The following is a 16,564-nucleotide window of genomic DNA, read 5'->3' on the forward strand; positions in this document are numbered from 1 at the left end:
CATGGCACACAAGAAAGCCGGTGGTTCGTCGCGCAACGGGCGCGATTCCGAGGGCCGCCGCCTCGGCGTCAAGAAGTTCGGTGACGAACAGGTGATCGCCGGCAACATCATCATCCGCCAGCGCGGCACCAAGGTGAAGCCGGGCGCCAATGTCGGCGTCGGCCGCGACCACACGATCTTCGCCCTCGTCGACGGACGCGTGAAGTTCTCCCGCAAGGCCGAAGGCCGCGTGCACGTTTCGGTCGAGCCGCTGCCGCTCGCCGCGGAGTAATCTGTCTCCGGCATGAAGGACGCGAAGGCCGGCCGGTGCCGGCCTTTTGCGTATCTGCACCCATGAAGTTCCTCGACCAGGCGAAAATCTATGTGCGTTCGGGCGATGGCGGCAACGGCGTCGTCGCGTTCCGGCGCGAGAAATACATCGAGTTCGGTGGGCCGGACGGCGGCAATGGCGGCCGCGGCGGCGACATCGTGTTCGAGGCGGTCGAGAACCTCAATACGCTGATCGACTTCCGCTATACCCAGCATTTCCGGGCCCGCAAGGGCGGCAATGGCGCCGGATCGGACCGTACTGGCGCCGCCGCGCCGCCGGTGGTGATCAAGGTGCCGGTCGGCACCCAGATCCTCGACGACGACCGCGAGACCCTGCTCGCCGATCTCGATGCACCGGGCAAGCGCATCGTGCTGCTGCGCGGCGGCGATGGCGGCCATGGCAACGCCATGTTCAAGACCTCGACCAACCGCGCGCCGCGCCGTGCCGATCCCGGCTGGCCGGGCGAGGAGCGCTGGGTCTGGCTGCGGCTCAAGCTGATTGCCGATGCAGGGCTGGTCGGGCTGCCGAATGCCGGGAAATCGACCTTTCTCTCGGTGGCCTCGGCGGCGCGGCCCAAGATCGCCGATTATCCCTTCACCACGCTGCACCCGCAGCTCGGCGTGGTCCGGCTGTCGATGACCGAGGAATTCGTCCTCGCCGACATTCCGGGCCTGATCGAGGGCGCTCATGACGGCGCGGGGCTTGGCGACCGCTTTCTCGGCCATGTCGAGCGTTGCGCCGCGCTGATCCACCTGATCGACGGGGCGGCCGGCGACGTGGTGGACGCCTGGCGGACGATTCGTGGCGAGCTCGAAGCCTATGGCGGGGGGCTCGCGGACAAGCCCGAGCTGATCGTGCTGAACAAGATGGATGCGATGACGCCGCACCAGATCGCCGGCCGGCGCTCGGCACTGGAACGGGCCTCGGGCTGCAAGGTCATGGTGATTTCCGCCGCCGCGCATCAGGGGGTCGATGCGGTGCTGCGCGAAACCCTGCGGATGATCCGCGAGCAGCGGCAATGAGCCCGGGGCTGCCCGATCCAGGCAGCGCACGGCTGCTGGTGGTGAAGATCGGGTCCGCCCTCATCGTCGATCCCGATGCCGCGGCGCCGCGCACAGCCTGGCTTGCAAGCGTGGCCGCCGACATCGCGGCCCTCCGGGCGCGCGGCGTCGGTGTTATCGTGGTGTCCTCCGGGGCGATCGCTCTCGCGCGGCGGCAGCTTGGCCTGACGCAGAAGCGGCTGCGGCTCGAGGAAAAGCAGGCTGCGGCCTCGGTGGGTCAGATCCGGCTGGCGCAGGCCTGGAGCGAGGCGCTTTCGGCGCACGGGCTGGTCGCGGCGCAACTGTTGCTGACCATGGACGATACCGAGGACCGGCGGCGCTATCTCAACGCGCGGGCCACGCTCCGCACGCTGCTCGAACTCGGCGCCGTGCCTGTGATCAACGAGAACGACTCGGTCGCCACCGGCGAGATCCGCTTCGGCGACAACGACCGGCTCGCCGGTCGGGTGGCCGAAATGGTGGAGGCCGACCAACTGGTCCTGCTCTCCGATATCGACGGGCTCTATACCGCCGATCCGCGGCGCGACCCGGCGGCGGCGCATCTACCCGTCGTCGCCGCGATCACGCCGGAGATCGAGGCGATGGGCGGCGCGCCGCCGCCGGGCTATTCCTCCGGCGGGATGCGGACCAAGCTCGTCGCCGCGCGGATCGCGACCCAGGCCGGCTGTGCCATGGCGATCGCGCTTGGCGGGGTTGCGCATCCGCTCGCGTCCCTCGAAGCGGGGGCGCGCTGCACCTGGTTCCTGCCGCAGCCCGGAGGGCGCTCGGCGCGCAAGCGCTGGATCGCCGGCTCGCTCGCGCCGCTCGGGCGGCTGCATGTCGATGCCGGCGCGGCGCGGGCGATCCGCCGCGGCTCATCGCTGCTGCCGGCGGGGGTGGTGCGCGTCGAGGGACGGTTCGAGCGTGGCGATGCGGTCGAGATCGCCGGGCCGGATGGGGCGGCGCTGGCCCGCGGCCTTGCCGCCTATCCGAGCGAGGATGCGATGCTCATCGCCGGCCACAGGACCGACGAGATCGAGGCGCTGCTCGGCTGGCGCGGTCGGGATGAGCTGATCCACCGCGACGACCTCGTGCTCGTCGCCGGCCCGTTGCCGTCCGTTTCGTCGTAGGCCCGAGCACAAGCGTCAGGCGACTTCCGTCCGTTCGAGGTCGACGCGCCGGCGCGGCAGCGCGTATGGATATTCCTTCTGCAGGAACGTGATCATCTGCTCGCGCACGAAGCAGCGCAGATCCCAGGCCTCGCCCGAATTGCGCGCCGAGACCAGGGCGCGCAGTGTCAGCGTGGTCTCCAGCGCGTGGGTGACCTGCAGCACCACCACCTTGCCGCTCCAGAGCGGCGTCGCGTGCACGATCTCGTCGAGCTTGCGGCGCAGCACGTCCATCGGCACGGTATAGTCGAGGCTCCAGTGCACCTCGCCGATCAGTTCTGACGAGTCGCGTGTCCAGTTCTGGAACGGCTGTTCGAGCAGCCAGGCCAGGGGGACGACCATGCGCTGCCAGTTCCAGATCCGCACCACCACGTAGGTCGAGGTAATTTCCTCCACCCAGCCCCACTGGCCGTTGATCACCACCGCATCCTCGACGCGCAGCGGCTGGGTGATGGCGATCTGGATGCCGGCGATGAGATTGGAGAGCACCGGCCGCGCCGCGAGGCCGACGACGAGCCCGGCCGCGCCGGCGGAGGCGAGCAGCGACACCCCGTAATCCCGCACCGCTGGAAACACCATCAGCGCGGCGGCCGTGGTGATGATGATGGTCAGCACATGGCTGGCCCGGCGCAGCACCTGCCATTGAGTCACGTGCTTGCGGGCGATGGCGTCGGCCTGGATGTTGTCGGGACGGTGGGAAAGCTGGCGCGTCGTGTAGATGTCGATCGCGAGCAGCACGGCCCAGCCGATCAGGATCACGAGGCCCGCGCTCAGCGCGTGCAGCACGCCGAAGCGCAGGCCCGGTCCGAGCGGCGCCTGCGGCACCACCGTGGTCAGCATCAGCACGATCAGGAAGGCCAGCACGATGGCCCGCACGCGGGCGACCAGCGCCCCCGTGGCCCTGCCGCGGTCGCGCAACGGGCGGGGGAGCAGCCGGAACAGCATCGCGTGGAACACGATCGCGACCAGGATCGCGGCGGCGGCCAGGATTGCCGTGGTGACCAAAGGCGGCCAGCCGTGCAGCACGATTGTAAGGTTGCCGGCGGCGTGCGCGATGGGGTTGCCGGGCGCGGATCGGGTCATGCGGCCTCCTCCTCTGGTGGCGCGCCGCGTCCCCCGCAAGGGATCGCGGCCGCCGGGCTCAGTGAGGAGGTAGACCGCCGTGCCGGCGATACAACCTTCGCCGGGGAAATGCGCGCCGCTTCAGCCGCCGAAATAGCCCGGCAGGATCTTCGAGGCGCTGGTTGCGGGATTGTCTTTCAGCAGCGCCGGATCGGTGGTGACGATGATCAACCCGGCCATCGGCGTGCCGAATCCATGCACGCCAGGACGCACCTTCGGCAGCCACACCCCGCCTGGAGCCTTGGCCAGTTCCGCATGGACCGGACAATAATACCATTCCGGCCCCTGGTGCCGGAAACTGATCGAGTAGGTGTGAACCTTGTGGCCCTTGCCGGGTGTGCCCGCCAGCGCCGGGGCGTCGAACGTCTTGCTCGCCGCACCGGTCTGCGGGCTGTAGCCGAGAATGGCGTGCGCCCCGGTATCCTCGTTGACGAAGACCACTTTCTGGCCCGGACGGACGAATACGAGGCGCTCCAGGAACTCGTTGGCGCCGTTCATGTGGATGTAGACCGGCTTCGGCGGCGCTGCGGCACTGGCCGCGGACGCACCGAAGAGGGTGACAGTGGCGAGGCCGATCGCAAGGGCGGATCTGTTCATGGCATTCTCCTTTGGCATGCGGGCAGTCTCGATCGTCATCATGGCGGAACAAGGGCCCGGATCGGGCACGCTCATCAATCCGCCGTGAGCGGCGCGTTCAGGGGCCGCATTGCTGCACCGGCGCCAGATGAAGCGGCCAGGATGGGGGATCGTCGGCCGCGGCGAGGCTGTCCGTCAGTTCTGTCCAGGTGCCGCCGAGCAGGATTTCGGCCGGGCGGAAGCGCGCCTTATAGGCCATTTTCGGACTCTCCGGCACCCAGTAGCCGAGATAGACATAGGGCAGGCCGAGTTCCCGCGTGCGCTCCACCAGCCACAGGATCGAACGCGTCCCCAGCGACTGCCGAGTGAGATCCGGCGCGAAGAAGGAATATACGGCGGAAAGCCCGTCGGCAAGGCGGTCGGTCAGGCAGGCGCCGACCAGTTCGTCCGCGCCGTCGCGAAACTCCACAAGCCAGGTCTCGATCGGCGTATCCTCGACCATGGCGCGATAGTCGTAGAAGCTCATGCCAGCCATATCGCCCTCGCCGTGGCGGGCCTGCTGGTAGCGCTGGAACAGCTTGAACTGCTCGGCCGTGGCGCGCGGCGGCATCTCATAGGCGCGCAGCCCGGCATTCGCGGCGATGATCCGTCGATGGGTCCGGCTCTGCCGGAACCGGTCGCTGACGATGCGGATCGGGATGCAGGAGCGGCAGCCCGCGCAAACCGGCGCATAGGCGATGTTGTGGCTGCGCCGGAACCCGCCGCGCGAGAGCCGGTTGTGCAGCGCGTCGGCATCCGCGCCGGTGAGTTCGGTAACCACCTTCCGCTCGGTCCGCCCCGCGACATAAGGGCAGGGTAGCGGGGCCGTGGCGTAGAAGAACTGCGGCGGGCGGCCAGGGACGGTCACGGCGCGGCAGGGCGCCCCAGCGCCGAGGTGTGGACGACCGTGAGGCCCGAGAGCAGGTCATGCCCCGCGCGGCGGCGGCGGGTGACCAGCACCAGCAGGAAGGGCACCATGCCGAGCATGAAGGACACGCCGAGCAGCACCGTCCAGGCCAGCGCCTGGGCGAAGCTCGGCCGCAGGGCAACGCTCGCCTCCAGCGTATCGTCCTGCCGGAGCGTGAGACCCAGCAGGCGCTGCCCCGGCGTCGCCGCGGCGGACGAGCACAGCCACAGGATGTAATAGAGCGGCGGGACGGCCCAGGTGAAATGCAGCAGCAGGAAACCGAGGCCGAACGTTGCGATGCCGAGCACCACGATCACCCACCAGACAGCGACGCTCAGCACGGCGAGAAGCACCATGTCGACAAGAAAGGCGATGATGCGGCGCGGCCAGACATCGCGGGTCAGCCAGGCGTCGCGCGCCGCTTCGGCATCGAAAGGCAGGGACTGGCTCATGCTCTCCAAGATAGTGTGCCGGGCGGGGCGCGCGCAATGGCCTGCACTGCCCGCGCGTCATGGACAGCGGCGGGAGCGGTTGCTACACGCGCCACGGATCGTCCGGTCCACCTCCTTCGACATCGGGGCCGCCCGTTCCGGCCGCAGGGATCCGTCACATGAAGATCGTCGCGTGTAACTCGAATCTGCCGCTTGCGGACGCCGTCAGCAAGGCGCTGCATCTGCCGCTGACCAACGCCATCATCCGCCGCTTCGCCGACATGGAGATCCATGTCGAGATCCAGGAAAACGTCCGCGGCGAGGATGTGTTCGTCATCCAGTCCACCTGCTTTCCGGCGAACGACAACCTGATGGAGCTGCTGATCACGCTCGATGCGCTGCGGCGCAGCTCGGCGCGGCGGGTGACCGCGGTGATCCCGTATTTCGGCTACGCAAGGCAGGACCGCAAGACCAACCCGCGCACGCCGATTTCGGCCAAGCTGGTCGCCAACATCATCACCGAGGCGGGCGCCAACCGGGTGCTCACGCTCGACCTGCATGCCGGGCAGATCCAGGGTTTCTTCGACATTCCGGTGGACAATCTCTACGGCGCGCCGCTCTTCGCGCGCGACATCCAGGACCGTTTCGCCGGGCGCGACATCATGGTGGTGTCGCCGGATGCCGGCGGCGTCGCCCGCGCCCGCGCCACGGCGAGCCGCCTTGCCTGCGACTTCGCGATCATCGACAAGCGCCGCCCGCGCGCCGGCGTTTCGGAAGTGATGAACGTGATCGGCGATGTCGAGGGACGGCACTGCATCATGATCGACGATATCGTGGATTCCGGCGGCTCGCTCTGCAACGCGGCCGAGGCGCTGATCCGCCACGGCGCGGCTTCGGCCTCGGCCTATGTCAGCCACGGCGTGCTCTCCGGCCAGGCGCTGGAACGCATCGGCGCCAGCCCGATCGAGACGCTGACCATCACCGACAGCATCCATCTCGATCCCGCACGCAATCCGCCGTCGAATCTGCAGGTGCTGACCATCGCCCCCTTGCTTGCCGAGGCGATGCGCCGCATCTCGGATGAAACCTCGGTCAGCTCGCTGTTCGACTGACCGGCCGCGAAAACGGGAGGAAACGGAATGAAACTGTTCTATGCGCCAGGCGCCTGCTCGCTCGGCATCCATGTCCTGATCGAGGAACTCGGCCTGCCGCATGAAGGCGTGCTGGTGAACCTGCGCGACGGGCAGCAGTTCAGCGACGACTACAAGGCGATCAATCCGAAGGCCAAGGTGCCGGCAATCGTGCTCGACGACGGCACGGTGCTGACCGAGTGGATCGCCATCGCGAACTACCTGGCCGCGACCAACCCGGCGGCCCAGCTGGTGCCGTCCTCCCCGGTCGAGGCCGCGCGCTGCAACGAACTCGTCGCCTACATCAACGGCTGGATGCATCCGCAGGGGTTCGCCCGCATCTTCCGCCCCGAGCGTTTCGCGCCGAATCCCGAGGACAAGGAGGCCGTCCGCGAGCAGGGGCGGAAGATCTTCGCCGAAGGATTCGACCTGATCGAGCCGGTGCTGGCCGATGGGCGGGAGTGGCTGCTCGGCGCGTTCTCGATCGCCGATGCGGCGCTGTTCTACGTCTCCTTCTGGGCGGAAGGCCGGCAGACGATCCCGCTGCCGCCGAATGTCTCGGCGCATTATGCGCGGATGAAGGCGCGCCCGGCGGTGGCGCGGGCGATGGAGCAGGAGCGGCTGTCCTGATGACGCTGCCGCGCGCCCCGTTCTGGTTCCTCCGCCACGGCCAGACCGACTACAACGCGCAGGGCCTGTCGCAGGGGGCGATCGACATTCCGCTGAACGAGACCGGCCGCGCGCAGGCCCGCGCCGCGGCGCCGCTACTGCTCGGGCGCGGGATCGTCGGCATCGTCGCCTCGCCAATGCAGCGCGCGCGCGAGACCGCCGAAATCGTCAACGAGACCCTCGGCCTGCCGCTCGCCTTCGAACCGGACCTGCGCGAGGTGGTGTTCGGCGGCATGGAGGGCCAGCCGCTCGAACCCTGGTTCGGCGACTGGATCGAGGGACGGCTGACGCCGCCCGGCGCCGAAAGCTTCGCCGACATCACTGCCCGCGCCGGCACCGCGCTGCGCAGCATCCTGGCGAGGCCGGGGCCGCTGCTGCTGGTCTCGCACGGCGCCTTCTTCCGCGCGGTGCGCGGCCTGCTCGGCGTGAGTCTGGAAGGCCGCACCGCCAATGCAGCCCCCATCCTCTGCGCGCCGGACGGCGAGGGGTGGCGGACGGCGATGGCCGCCGAACTCGACGAGGCGGTGGCGCCGGGCGCAATGTAGATTGTCTTCATCCGGCCAGGCCGGATCGCCTGTGGGGGAACGTAACATGGAAATGGGCTTTTTCGCGCCGAGGCACATGGATATCGGCGGCGGGGCGGCGGCGCGGATTGCGGTCCTGCTCGGCCGCTTCGGCCTGTCGCGGCCGCTGATCGTCACCGATCCGGTCATGGTGAAACTCGGCCTGGTCCGCCGCATCACCGATCCGCTGGAAGCGGCCGGGATCGTCTGCACGATCTTCAGCGACACCGTGCCCGAGCCGGTCGATACCGTGGTGGAAGCCGGCGTCGCCATCGCCAGGGGCGGCGCGTTCGACTGCCTGATCGGCTTCGGCGGCGGCTCGCCGATCGACACGGCGAAGGCGATCAACATCCTGCTCGCGGCGGCGCCAAGTGCGCGCATGCGCGACTTCAAGGTGCCCGTCGCCGCCGATACGGCGGCGCTGCCGCTGATCGCGGTGCCGACGACCGCCGGCACCGGCTCGGAAGCGACCCGCTTTACCGTGATCACCGATACCGAAACCGACGAGAAGATGCTGATCGCCGGGCTCGGGGCGCTGCCGCTGGCGGCGGTGGTCGATTACGAGCTGACCATGAGCGTGCCGCCGCGCACCACCGCCGATACCGGGATCGATGCCTTCACCCATGCGCTGGAGGCCTATGTCTCGCGGCGGGCGAACCCGGTGTCCGACGCCTATGCGCGCAGCGCGATGAGGCTGATCGGCGCCAACCTGCGCAAGGTCTGGCAGACGCCGCAGGATCGCGACGCGCGCGAGGCGATGATGCTCGGCGCGACCCTCGCGGGACTCGCCTTCTCGAACGCCTCGGTGGCGCTGGTGCATGGCATGTCGCGGCCGATCGGCGCGCATTTCCACGTGCCGCATGGCATGTCGAACGCGATGCTGCTGCCGGCGGTGACGCGCTTTTCGCTCAATGCCGCGCTGCCGCGCTACGCCGAATCCGCCCGCCTCGCCGGCTTCGCCCGCGCCGATGACGCCGACCAGCTGGCCGGCGCCAGGCTGATCGAGGCGCTGGAGGCGATCAATGCCGAGCTCGAGGTGCCCACACCGCAGGGTTTCGGCGTGGCCCGCGCCGACTGGGACGCGCTGCTGCCCAAAATGGCGGAACAGGCGCTGGCCTCCGGCAGCCCCGGCAACAATCCGGCGGTGCCGGACGCTGCCGAGATCGTGAAGATCTACGAGGAGATCTTTTGACGTCGCGTCCCTGAAGCGCTTCTGGATTCGCGTTCCGGCCCCGCGCTCAAGCGAGTGCGAGGTCGGCCGCGAGTTCGAGCAGGGCGAGGTCGCGTCCCGGCCCGGCGATGAGCGACAGGCCGACCGGCGCCCCGTTCACCTTGCCGACCGGAATGGTGAGTTCCGGCAGGCCGGCGAAGGCGGCGATGATACCGACGCGCAGCGTTCGCGTGCGGACGTCTTCATAGACCGCCTGCTCCGCCGCAACCGGCGGGGCCGGGCAGGGCGAGGTCGGAATCACCAGCACCGCGCCGCCGGCCAGCAGCGCGTGCATCCGCGCCGTGTGCGCGCGGCGCGCCACGCGTCCCTCGGCAGCGGCTTCGGCGGTGAAGCCGCGCGTCGCCGCGATCCGGCCCGCGGTGACGGGGTCGAGCAGCGGCTTGACCGTCTCGATGAAGCCGCCCAGCGTCAGCCACGTCTCGCGCCCGCGCACGGCGTTCTGCCAGGCCAGCATCCGGTCGAGCCCTTCCGGCACCGGGTCGGCCTCGCCCATCGGGCCCAGCCTGGCGAGCGCGGGTTCGAGGGCAGTGACGACGTCGGGATCGGCATTGGCGAAGGCTGCGGGAATCATGAGAAACTGGGCCGCGAGCGGCGGTGCTGGCGGCAAAAGCGCCTCGCCGACGCGAAGCATGGTCTCCGCATCGCGGGTGAACCAGCCAGGCGTGTCGAAGCTCGGGGCCAGCGGCGCCGCCCCGGCCAGGCTGAGCAGCCCCTGAGTCGGGCGCAACCCGTAGAGCCCGCAATAGCTGGCCGGAATCCGCACCGAGCCGCCGGTATCCGAGCCGACGCCGACATGGGCGCGGCCGGACGCGACCATCGCCACCGAGCCGCTCGACGAGCCGCCCGGCAGCCGGTCCGGCGCCGCCGGGTTGAGCGGCGTGCCGTAATGGGTGTTGCGCCCCTCCAGGCCGAAGGCGAGTTCGACCGTCGTTGTCTTGCCGGTGACGCGGGCGCCGGCCTCGAGAAGCTGTGAGACGATCCAGGCATGCGAGAGGGCGGGGCCGAAATGCCGCCCCCAGTCGGGGTTGCCGAAGGCGGTCACTTCGCCCGCGATGTCGAACAGGTCCTTGACGACCACGTCGAGCCCCGCAAGCGGGCCGTGCGGATTGCCCCGGATGTCGAGCGATTTGATCAGGCCGAGATCGGGAGCTTCGGAGAGGGGATGGCGCGTTTCCATGGCGAAAGGGTAACAGAGTTCGGCGCCGGGTTGAACCGGCTTCCGGCAGGGTTAAAATCGACTGGCCGGCACCGATATCTCCGGCAGAGGACAAGGACGAGGGTCGATGAACGCCACTGCCATCACTGCGGATGCCGCGACGATCGAGGCCGCCGACAAGGCCGCCCGCCACTGGGTCAGCCCCGATCCCGGACCACTGAAACCGGGCTCGGAAGCACACAAGCGCGCCGTCTGCGCGATGTTCCACGAAACCTTCAACCCTTACAAACCCTCGGTCATCGAGTGGCCGAAGCTCGACCCCGAAACCCTGCACAAGATCACCTCGCTGCCGATCTGGGACATCGCGGTGCAGACCGAGGGCAAGGCGCGGCTGCGGATGGCGGCCTATGCGCGGATCATCGCCGATCCGGACATGAGCAAGACGATCGAGCTGAACGGCTGGGAGGAGAACCGGCACAAGGAGGTGCTCTCCAAGCTGGTCGAGGCCTATGACATTCCGCTCGAACCGGAGCCGGAATACCGCCAGCCGAAGGATCCCGAATGGGCCTATCTGGTCACCGGCTATTCCGAGTGCGTCGACAGTTTCTTCGCCTTCGGCCTGTTCGAATTGGCGAAGCGGTCCGGCTTCTTCCCGGCCGAACTGGTCGAGACCTTCGAGCCGGTGATGCAGGAGGAGTGCCGGCACATCCTGCTCTTCGCCAACTGGGTCGCCTGGCACCGCGCGAGGCTGCCGCTGCACCGGCGGATCTGGTTCGAACTCCGCGTCGCGGCGGTATGGGCGTTCCTCGGCTGGGAGCGGATCGGCATCGCCCGCGGCATGGACGACGGGGGCAAGGACAAACCCAAGGCGCAGGACAACAATTTCACCGTGACCGGCAGCAAGTCGGTCAGCGCCGAAGACATCTCGGTGCCGGAACTGATGCGCATCTGCCTCGAGGAGAACGACCGACGCTTCGCCGGCTACGACCGCCGGCTGCTGCGGCCGACGACGATGCCGACCCTGGTGCGGATCGCGCTGAAATTCATGCCGAAACCGCGCCAGAAGGCGGCGGCGTGAGCGGCGGCGGCACGGCCGGCGGCAACGAACGGCAGATCGCCTACTGGAACGAGGTCGCGGGGCCGAAGTGGATCCGCGTCCAGGCGGCGATGGAATCGAGGCTGACGGCGGTAGAGGACCGCCTGCTGGAGCGGGCTGCGCCCCGCGCTGGCGAGCGGGTGCTGGAGGTCGGCTGCGGCACGGGGACGACCACCGCGCGGCTCGCCGGGCTGGTCGGTGAGGGCGGGCATGTCACCGCCGTCGATGTTTCCCGCCCGATGCTTGAGGCGGCGCGCGCCCGGCTTGCCGGCCTGGCGCAAGTGACGCTGATGGAGGCGGATGCCGCCTTCGCGACCTTCGCAGCGCCGTTCGACCTCGTCACCTCCCGCTTCGGCGTGATGTTCTTCGAGGATCCGGCGGCCGCCTTCGCCAATCTGCGCGCCTCACTCGTGCCGGGCGGCCGCCTCGTCTGCGCCGCCTGGGGGCCGATCGCCGACAATCCGCATTGGTCGGTGCCGCTTGAGATCACCGTGGCACGGCTCGGCCCACCAAAGCCGCGCCGGCCGCACGCGCCGGGCCCCCTGGCCTTTGCCGACCGCGACCATGCACGGACGGTGCTGACGCAGGCGGGCTTTGCCGAGATCGCCATCGAGCCCGAGCGGGTCATGCTGTCCGGGCGGTCACTCGACGACGAGGCCGAAATGGCGGGGACGATGGGCCCGGCCGGCGCGCTGATCGACGAGAAGGAGGCCGATGCCGAAACGCGCGCGGCGCTGCGGGTGGCCTTCCGCGAAGCTCTCCCCGGCTATGCCGACGCCGATGCCTGGCTGCCGGCGACGATCCACATGATCACGGCGCGCAACCCGGCCTGATCCGGCTGGTCACTGCAGCGCCGCCTCGGCGTGGCGGACCGCCGCAAGCGGGGCGGCGGCGCGGCCAACGACACGCCCGCCGATCAGGGCGAGCCAGTCGCCATCGGCGGGTGGGCGGGGCAACAGGCGGATCAGCCGCGCCTCGTCATCCAGCGCCACGGCATGAAACCGGCCACGCGCGGTCGTCATCGGACCATCCAAATGAATGACGCGGGCAACAGCATTGCCCGCGTCATCAAGTCCCAGCCATTCACGGGCGCGCGCGCCGGTCTCGGTCAGGAAGCTGTCGCGGCCGCGCACCCAGCGAAGCCGCATCGCATCAGCTCCGCCAGGCCGGCGGGCGCCACACCATCAGGCACTCTTGGTCATGATCTCGTCGGCGATGTTGCGCGGCACGGGATCGTAATGGTGGAACTGCATGGTGAAGGAGGCGCGGCCCTTGGTCATCGAACGCAGGTTCGAGATGTAGCCGAACATTTCCTTCAGCGGCACCTGGGCGCGGACGATCACGGTCGAACCCGAGCTTTCCTGGTTCTGGATCATGCCGCGCCGGCGGTTGAGGTCGCCCACCACATCGCCGACATGGTCCTGCGGCGTGGTGATCTCCACATCCATGATCGGCTCGAGGATGACCGGGCCGGCCTTCTTCATGCCCTCGCGGAAGCACGCCTTGGCGGCGATTTCGAAGGCCAGCGCGGAGGAGTCGACGTCATGGTACTTGCCGTCGACCAGCGTGTACTTGAAGTCCACCGTCGGGAAGCCGGCGAGCACGCCGGTATCGGCCTGCACCTTGATGCCCTTTTCCACCGCCGGGATGTATTCCTTCGGCACGGCGCCGCCGACCACCTTGTTCTCGAACAGGATGCCCTCGTTGCGCTCCTGCGGCTCGAAGATGATCTTGACCTCGGCGAACTGGCCCGAGCCACCCGACTGCTTCTTGTGGGTGTAGGTCTCGGTGTGTTCGCGGGTGATCGTCTCGCGATAGGCCACCTGCGGCGCGCCGACATTGGCCTCGACGCCATATTCGCGCCGCAACCGGTCGATGATGATGTCGAGGTGCAGCTCGCCCATGCCGGAGAGGATGGTCTGGCCGGTTTCCTGGTCCGTCTTGAGGCGGAGCGAGGGGTCCTCGCCGGCGAGCTTCTGCAGCGCCAGCGTCATCTTCTCGACGGCTTCCTTGGTCTTCGGCTCGACCGAGATGTCGATGACCGGCACCGGGAAGGCCATGCGCTCCAGCACCACCGGGTCGTCCGACGAGGCCAGCGTGTCACCCGTGCCGGTGTCCTTCAGGCCAACGAAGGCGGCGATGTCGCCGGCGTGGACTTCCTTGACCTCCTCACGCTTGTCGGCGTGCATCTGGAACATGCGGCCGACGCGTTCCTTGTGGCCCTTGGTCGTGTTGAGCACCGTGTCGCCCGAGCGCAGCGTACCGGCATAGACGCGCACGAAGGTGAGCGTGCCGTATTTGTCGTTGATGATCTTGAAGGCGAGGCCGGCGAAGGGCGCGTCGGGGTTGGCCGGGATCACGCGGCGGTTGGCCGAGGGGTCTTCCTCCTCGCCTTCCGGCGGGGCGACCTTGATGCCTTCGATGTCGACCGGGCTCGGCAGATAGTCGAGCACGGCGTCGAGCAGCGGCTGAACGCCCTTGTTCTTGAAGGCGGTGCCGCACAGCACCGGGCGGAACGCGCCGGAGATCGTACCGGTCTTGATCGCGCGCTTCAGCGTCTCGGTCGCGACGTCGCCCTTCTCGAAATATTCCTCCATGCCCGCATCGTCGACCGACAGAGCGGTGTCGAGCAGGTTCTGGCGGTATTCCTTGGCCTTTTCCAGCATATCGGCCGGGATTTCCTCATCGTGGAACTTCGCGCCGAGTTCGCCGCCTTCCCACACGATGGCCTTCATCTCGACCAGGTCGACCACGCCGACGAACTGGTCCTCGATGCCGATCGGCAGCTGCAGCGGCAGCGCCACGATGTCGAGCTTCTCCTTCAGCGTGTCGAACGCGCGGTAGAAGTCGGCGCCGGTGCGGTCGAGCTTGTTGATGAAGATGATGCGGGGAACGTTGTAGCGGTCCGCCAGGCGCCAGTTGGTCTCGGACTGCGGCTGCACGCCGGCCACGCCCTCGATGATGAACACAGCGCCATCGAGCACGCGCAGCGAACGGTTCACCTCGATGTTGAAGTCGATGTGGCCAGGCGTGTCGATGATGTTGATGCGATGGTCTTTCCACTCGCAGGTAACGGCGGCGGAGGTGATGGTGATGCCGCGCTCGCGCTCCTGCTCCATGTAGTCGGTCGTCGTGTTGCCGTCATGCACCTCGCCAATCTTGTGCGACACGCCCGTGTAATACAGGATACGTTCCGTGGTCGTGGTCTTGCCCGCGTCGATATGCGCGGTGATGCCGATATTCCGGATCTTGGCGAGCGAGGTGCCGGACATGCAGTCTCTCCAGGGTGGGCTGTGCAGGGTTCAGCGAACAGCGATTACAACGAAAAACGGGCGCGACCGCCGGTGAGTGTCCCGGCAATCCACCCGATTACGACCGGCTTTCGACCAATCTTCGCCCGCATAATGGCAAGGCGGGCCGCATTTTGCAACCCGGCGGCGGTTTTTCCTTTCGCACGCGGCGAATTCGCGCTAGCCATTCGCCATGGGACAACCTGCCGCACGCCTGACCGACATGCATGTCTGCCCGATGGTGGACGTGCTTGTGCCCCATGTCGGCGGGCCGATCATCGGCCCCGGCGCGCCCACCGTGCTGATCGGCGGCATGCCGGCCGCGCGGGTGGGCGACATGGCGGTTTGCGTGGGCCCCCCCGACTCGGTGGTCGTCGGCGCGTTCACCGTGCTGATCGGCGGCCAGCCCGCGGCGCGGATGGGCGATTCCACCGCGCACGGCGGCACCATCATTCTCGGCATGCCGACAGTCCTGATCGGCTGAGAGGCGCCGCGCCCGTCAGGGCGCGGCCTGTATCGGAGCGTCGCCGTCAGAGCGCGGCTTTCAGCTTCCTCATCATCCTTGTAACGAATCCGGCCGGCGGGTCGTCCGCGAGGGCGACGGCGGGAACGGTCGCCAGGGTCTTGCCGCCGGCGCTGACGGTGATCGTGCCGACCGTCTGCCCGCGATGCACGCCGGCTGCCGGCGGCGGGTCCAGCGCCACGGAGGTCTTCAGGGTCTTCGCGGCAAGCGCCGGGATCGTCATCGTGATGCTGTGCGCCGGGCCGACCGCCACCGCGGTCGTGCGGTAGAGCGGCGCCTTCAGCGTGCCCGCCGGCTTGCCGGCAACCGCGACCTTGGCATTGGCGTAGAACTGGTAGCCGTAATCGAGCAGGGCCTCGATATCGTGCGTGCTGACGGTCCAGCTCGGCCCGCCGAGCACCACGGCGATGAGGCGGCGGCCGTTGCGCAGTGCTGTGGCGTCGATGCAGTGCCCGGCTTCCTTGGTGCGGCCGGTCTTAAGCCCATCCACCGTCGGGTCGTGGAACAGCACCGGGTTCCAGCTTCGCTGGCGGATCTTGTCGAAGGTGAAGTGCTTCTTGACCGAAATCTTCAGGAACTGCGGATAGGTACGGACGATGTCGCGCGACAGTTTTGCAACATCCATCGCCGTGGTGCGCAGGTCCGGGTTCGGCAGGCCGTCCACGTTCGTGTAGTGGGTCGACTTCAGGCCAAGCGCCTTGGCTTCATGGTTCATCAGCCCGACGAAGCCGCTCCGGCTGCCGGCCACCGCCTGGGCGAGCGCCACGGCCGCATCGTTGCCCGAGTCGATGATCAGCCCGTGTAGCAACTGGTCCACCGTGACCGTCATGCCCGGCGAGATGAACATGCGCGAGCCGCCGGTATGCCAGGCCGAGACGCTGACCGGCACGGTCTGGTCCATCTTCAGCGAACCGTGCGCGACAGCCTGGTAGGTCAGATAGGCGGTCATCAGCTTGGTCAGGCTGGCCGGTGGCCAGGGCTGGTCCGGCGCCTTGGCGGCGATCACCGCGCCGGTATCGGCGTCCATCAGCACATAGGAGGCCTGCTGCGGCAGGGTCGGCGGCATCGGCACGCCGGGAATGGCGAGGGGCGCCACTGGCGCGGGTCCCGCGTCCTGCGGCGCGGTTGTCGCCGCGGCGGTTGCGTGTGCCGCGCCCTTGCCCGGCGCGGGCGTGCGCCCGGCGGCGTAGGACGTAGCGGTGAACAGGGCGAGGGTGAGAAGTGAAAGGCGGCGCTTCATGGTGGCGGAAGTCCGGACTGTTGGCATGGCGAGAGGCATACAATCGCCCCCGTGCCGTGGCAAATCGCGAGG

The 16,564-nt window shown here is 68.5% G+C and carries 18 protein-coding genes; 10 read left to right on the forward strand and 8 right to left on the reverse strand.

What is annotated here, in order from left to right:
* Position 1 precedes the first annotated feature (1 nt).
* The 3 genes from rpmA (at position 2) to proB (ending at position 2,480) form a co-directional block, all read left to right on the forward strand.
* Positions 2-271 carry a 50S ribosomal protein L27 gene (gene rpmA / locus ACRY_RS03605; protein ID WP_011941373.1) on the forward strand — a complete coding sequence of 90 codons (270 nt, stop codon included), beginning with the start codon at positions 2-4 and terminating at the stop codon, positions 269-271.
* A gap of 62 nt (positions 272-333) precedes the next feature.
* Positions 334-1,332: a GTPase ObgE gene (gene obgE / locus ACRY_RS03610; RefSeq protein ID WP_007422157.1), complete on the forward strand. Its 999-nt coding sequence runs from the start codon at positions 334-336 to the stop codon at positions 1,330-1,332.
* On the forward strand, positions 1,329-2,480 hold the full coding sequence (proB, locus tag ACRY_RS03615) for a glutamate 5-kinase (RefSeq protein WP_007422156.1): 1,152 nt from the start codon (positions 1,329-1,331) through the stop codon (positions 2,478-2,480). Before obgE ends, proB begins: the two co-directional genes overlap by 4 nt.
* Before the next feature lie 15 nt (positions 2,481-2,495).
* On the opposite strand, the gene ACRY_RS03620 is transcribed toward proB, so the two are convergent.
* The 4 genes from ACRY_RS03620 to ACRY_RS03635 form a co-directional block, all read right to left on the reverse strand.
* Positions 2,496-3,602, reverse strand: coding sequence for a mechanosensitive ion channel family protein (locus ACRY_RS03620; RefSeq protein ID WP_011941374.1), 1,107 nt, complete (start codon positions 3,600-3,602; stop codon positions 2,496-2,498).
* A gap of 120 nt (positions 3,603-3,722) precedes the next feature.
* Positions 3,723-4,238, reverse strand: coding sequence for a cupredoxin domain-containing protein (locus ACRY_RS03625; RefSeq protein ID WP_011941375.1), 516 nt, complete (start codon positions 4,236-4,238; stop codon positions 3,723-3,725).
* Positions 4,239-4,335: 97 nt separating this feature from the next.
* On the reverse strand, positions 4,336-5,124 hold the full coding sequence (locus tag ACRY_RS03630) for an arginyltransferase (RefSeq protein WP_011941376.1): 789 nt from the start codon (positions 5,122-5,124) through the stop codon (positions 4,336-4,338).
* The gene (locus tag ACRY_RS03635) at positions 5,121-5,615 is read right to left on the reverse strand and encodes an RDD family protein (RefSeq protein WP_011941377.1); all 495 of its coding nucleotides are present in this window, start codon (positions 5,613-5,615) and stop codon (positions 5,121-5,123) included. The genes ACRY_RS03630 and ACRY_RS03635 overlap by 4 nt, the downstream gene beginning before the upstream one ends.
* A gap of 158 nt (positions 5,616-5,773) precedes the next feature.
* Between ACRY_RS03635 and ACRY_RS03640 the strand changes: the two genes are divergently transcribed.
* From ACRY_RS03640 to ACRY_RS03655, 4 genes are read left to right on the forward strand one after another with little or no spacing between them, the layout of a single operon-like run.
* Positions 5,774-6,706, forward strand: a complete 933-nt coding sequence (locus tag ACRY_RS03640) for a ribose-phosphate pyrophosphokinase (RefSeq protein ID WP_007422151.1) — start codon at positions 5,774-5,776, stop codon at positions 6,704-6,706.
* Positions 6,707-6,733: 27 nt separating this feature from the next.
* Positions 6,734-7,354: a glutathione S-transferase family protein gene (locus ACRY_RS03645; RefSeq protein ID WP_007422150.1), complete on the forward strand. Its 621-nt coding sequence runs from the start codon at positions 6,734-6,736 to the stop codon at positions 7,352-7,354.
* Positions 7,354-7,938: a histidine phosphatase family protein gene (locus ACRY_RS03650; protein WP_007422149.1), complete on the forward strand. Its 585-nt coding sequence runs from the start codon at positions 7,354-7,356 to the stop codon at positions 7,936-7,938. The genes ACRY_RS03645 and ACRY_RS03650 overlap by 1 nt, the downstream gene beginning before the upstream one ends.
* A 46-nt stretch (positions 7,939-7,984) precedes the next feature.
* Entirely contained in the window at positions 7,985-9,148 is a 1,164-nt protein-coding gene (locus ACRY_RS03655; RefSeq protein WP_011941378.1) for an iron-containing alcohol dehydrogenase, read from the forward strand.
* 46 nt (positions 9,149-9,194) lie between these two features.
* Here ACRY_RS03655 and ACRY_RS03660 read toward each other — a convergent pair whose 3' ends face one another.
* Positions 9,195-10,364, reverse strand: a complete 1,170-nt coding sequence (locus ACRY_RS03660; RefSeq protein WP_011941379.1) for an amidase — start codon at positions 10,362-10,364, stop codon at positions 9,195-9,197.
* Positions 10,365-10,470: 106 nt separating this feature from the next.
* Between ACRY_RS03660 and ACRY_RS03665 the strand changes: the two genes are divergently transcribed.
* Positions 10,471-11,421: a hypothetical protein gene (locus ACRY_RS03665; RefSeq protein ID WP_007422146.1), complete on the forward strand. Its 951-nt coding sequence runs from the start codon at positions 10,471-10,473 to the stop codon at positions 11,419-11,421.
* Positions 11,418-12,272 (forward strand): class I SAM-dependent methyltransferase, encoded by an 855-nt coding sequence (locus tag ACRY_RS03670; RefSeq protein ID WP_011941380.1) that lies wholly within the window; start codon positions 11,418-11,420, stop codon positions 12,270-12,272. Before ACRY_RS03665 ends, ACRY_RS03670 begins: the two co-directional genes overlap by 4 nt.
* A 9-nt stretch (positions 12,273-12,281) precedes the next feature.
* Here the strand turns inward: ACRY_RS03670 and ACRY_RS03675 are convergent, their stop codons facing one another.
* Together ACRY_RS03675 and fusA are read right to left on the reverse strand one after the other, a co-directional pair.
* Positions 12,282-12,587: a hypothetical protein gene (locus tag ACRY_RS03675; RefSeq protein WP_007422144.1), complete on the reverse strand. Its 306-nt coding sequence runs from the start codon at positions 12,585-12,587 to the stop codon at positions 12,282-12,284.
* 36 nt (positions 12,588-12,623) lie between these two features.
* On the reverse strand, positions 12,624-14,711 hold the full coding sequence (gene fusA / locus ACRY_RS03680; RefSeq protein WP_007422143.1) for an elongation factor G: 2,088 nt from the start codon (positions 14,709-14,711) through the stop codon (positions 12,624-12,626).
* A 211-nt stretch (positions 14,712-14,922) separates the two neighbouring features.
* On the opposite strand from fusA, the gene ACRY_RS03685 reads away from it, so the two are divergent.
* The gene (locus ACRY_RS03685; RefSeq protein ID WP_013639273.1) at positions 14,923-15,213 is read left to right on the forward strand and encodes a PAAR domain-containing protein; all 291 of its coding nucleotides are present in this window, start codon (positions 14,923-14,925) and stop codon (positions 15,211-15,213) included.
* Positions 15,214-15,259: 46 nt separating this feature from the next.
* On the opposite strand, the gene ACRY_RS03690 is transcribed toward ACRY_RS03685, so the two are convergent.
* Entirely contained in the window at positions 15,260-16,492 is a 1,233-nt protein-coding gene (locus ACRY_RS03690) for a D-alanyl-D-alanine carboxypeptidase family protein (RefSeq protein ID WP_007422141.1), read from the reverse strand.
* Between the last annotated feature and the right edge of the window lie 72 nt (positions 16,493-16,564).

Source organism: Acidiphilium cryptum JF-5 (genome assembly GCF_000016725.1).
GTDB classification, from domain to species: domain Bacteria; phylum Pseudomonadota; class Alphaproteobacteria; order Acetobacterales; family Acetobacteraceae; genus Acidiphilium; species Acidiphilium multivorum.

What these genes read in the sequence shown, in the direction of transcription:
- ACRY_RS03655 (WP_011941378.1), top strand. Translation starts at nt 7,985, where the DNA reads ATGGAAATGGGCTTTTTCGCGCCGAGGCACATGGATATCGGCGGCGGG.
- proB (WP_007422156.1), top strand. Translation starts at nt 1,329, where the DNA reads ATGAGCCCGGGGCTGCCCGATCCAGGCAGCGCACGGCTGCTGGTGGTG.
- ACRY_RS03685 (WP_013639273.1), top strand. Translation starts at nt 14,923, where the DNA reads ATGGGACAACCTGCCGCACGCCTGACCGACATGCATGTCTGCCCGATG.
- ACRY_RS03645 (WP_007422150.1), top strand. Translation starts at nt 6,734, where the DNA reads ATGAAACTGTTCTATGCGCCAGGCGCCTGCTCGCTCGGCATCCATGTC.
- ACRY_RS03625 (WP_011941375.1), bottom strand. Translation starts at nt 4,238, where the DNA reads ATGAACAGATCCGCCCTTGCGATCGGCCTCGCCACTGTCACCCTCTTC.
- fusA (WP_007422143.1), bottom strand. Translation starts at nt 14,711, where the DNA reads ATGTCCGGCACCTCGCTCGCCAAGATCCGGAATATCGGCATCACCGCG.
- ACRY_RS03635 (WP_011941377.1), bottom strand. Translation starts at nt 5,615, where the DNA reads ATGAGCCAGTCCCTGCCTTTCGATGCCGAAGCGGCGCGCGACGCCTGG.
- rpmA (WP_011941373.1), top strand. Translation starts at nt 2, where the DNA reads ATGGCACACAAGAAAGCCGGTGGTTCGTCGCGCAACGGGCGCGATTCC.
- ACRY_RS03620 (WP_011941374.1), bottom strand. Translation starts at nt 3,602, where the DNA reads ATGACCCGATCCGCGCCCGGCAACCCCATCGCGCACGCCGCCGGCAAC.
- ACRY_RS03690 (WP_007422141.1), bottom strand. Translation starts at nt 16,492, where the DNA reads ATGAAGCGCCGCCTTTCACTTCTCACCCTCGCCCTGTTCACCGCTACG.
- obgE (WP_007422157.1), top strand. Translation starts at nt 334, where the DNA reads ATGAAGTTCCTCGACCAGGCGAAAATCTATGTGCGTTCGGGCGATGGC.
- ACRY_RS03650 (WP_007422149.1), top strand. Translation starts at nt 7,354, where the DNA reads ATGACGCTGCCGCGCGCCCCGTTCTGGTTCCTCCGCCACGGCCAGACC.
- ACRY_RS03675 (WP_007422144.1), bottom strand. Translation starts at nt 12,587, where the DNA reads ATGCGGCTTCGCTGGGTGCGCGGCCGCGACAGCTTCCTGACCGAGACC.
- ACRY_RS03640 (WP_007422151.1), top strand. Translation starts at nt 5,774, where the DNA reads ATGAAGATCGTCGCGTGTAACTCGAATCTGCCGCTTGCGGACGCCGTC.
- ACRY_RS03660 (WP_011941379.1), bottom strand. Translation starts at nt 10,364, where the DNA reads ATGGAAACGCGCCATCCCCTCTCCGAAGCTCCCGATCTCGGCCTGATC.
- ACRY_RS03665 (WP_007422146.1), top strand. Translation starts at nt 10,471, where the DNA reads ATGAACGCCACTGCCATCACTGCGGATGCCGCGACGATCGAGGCCGCC.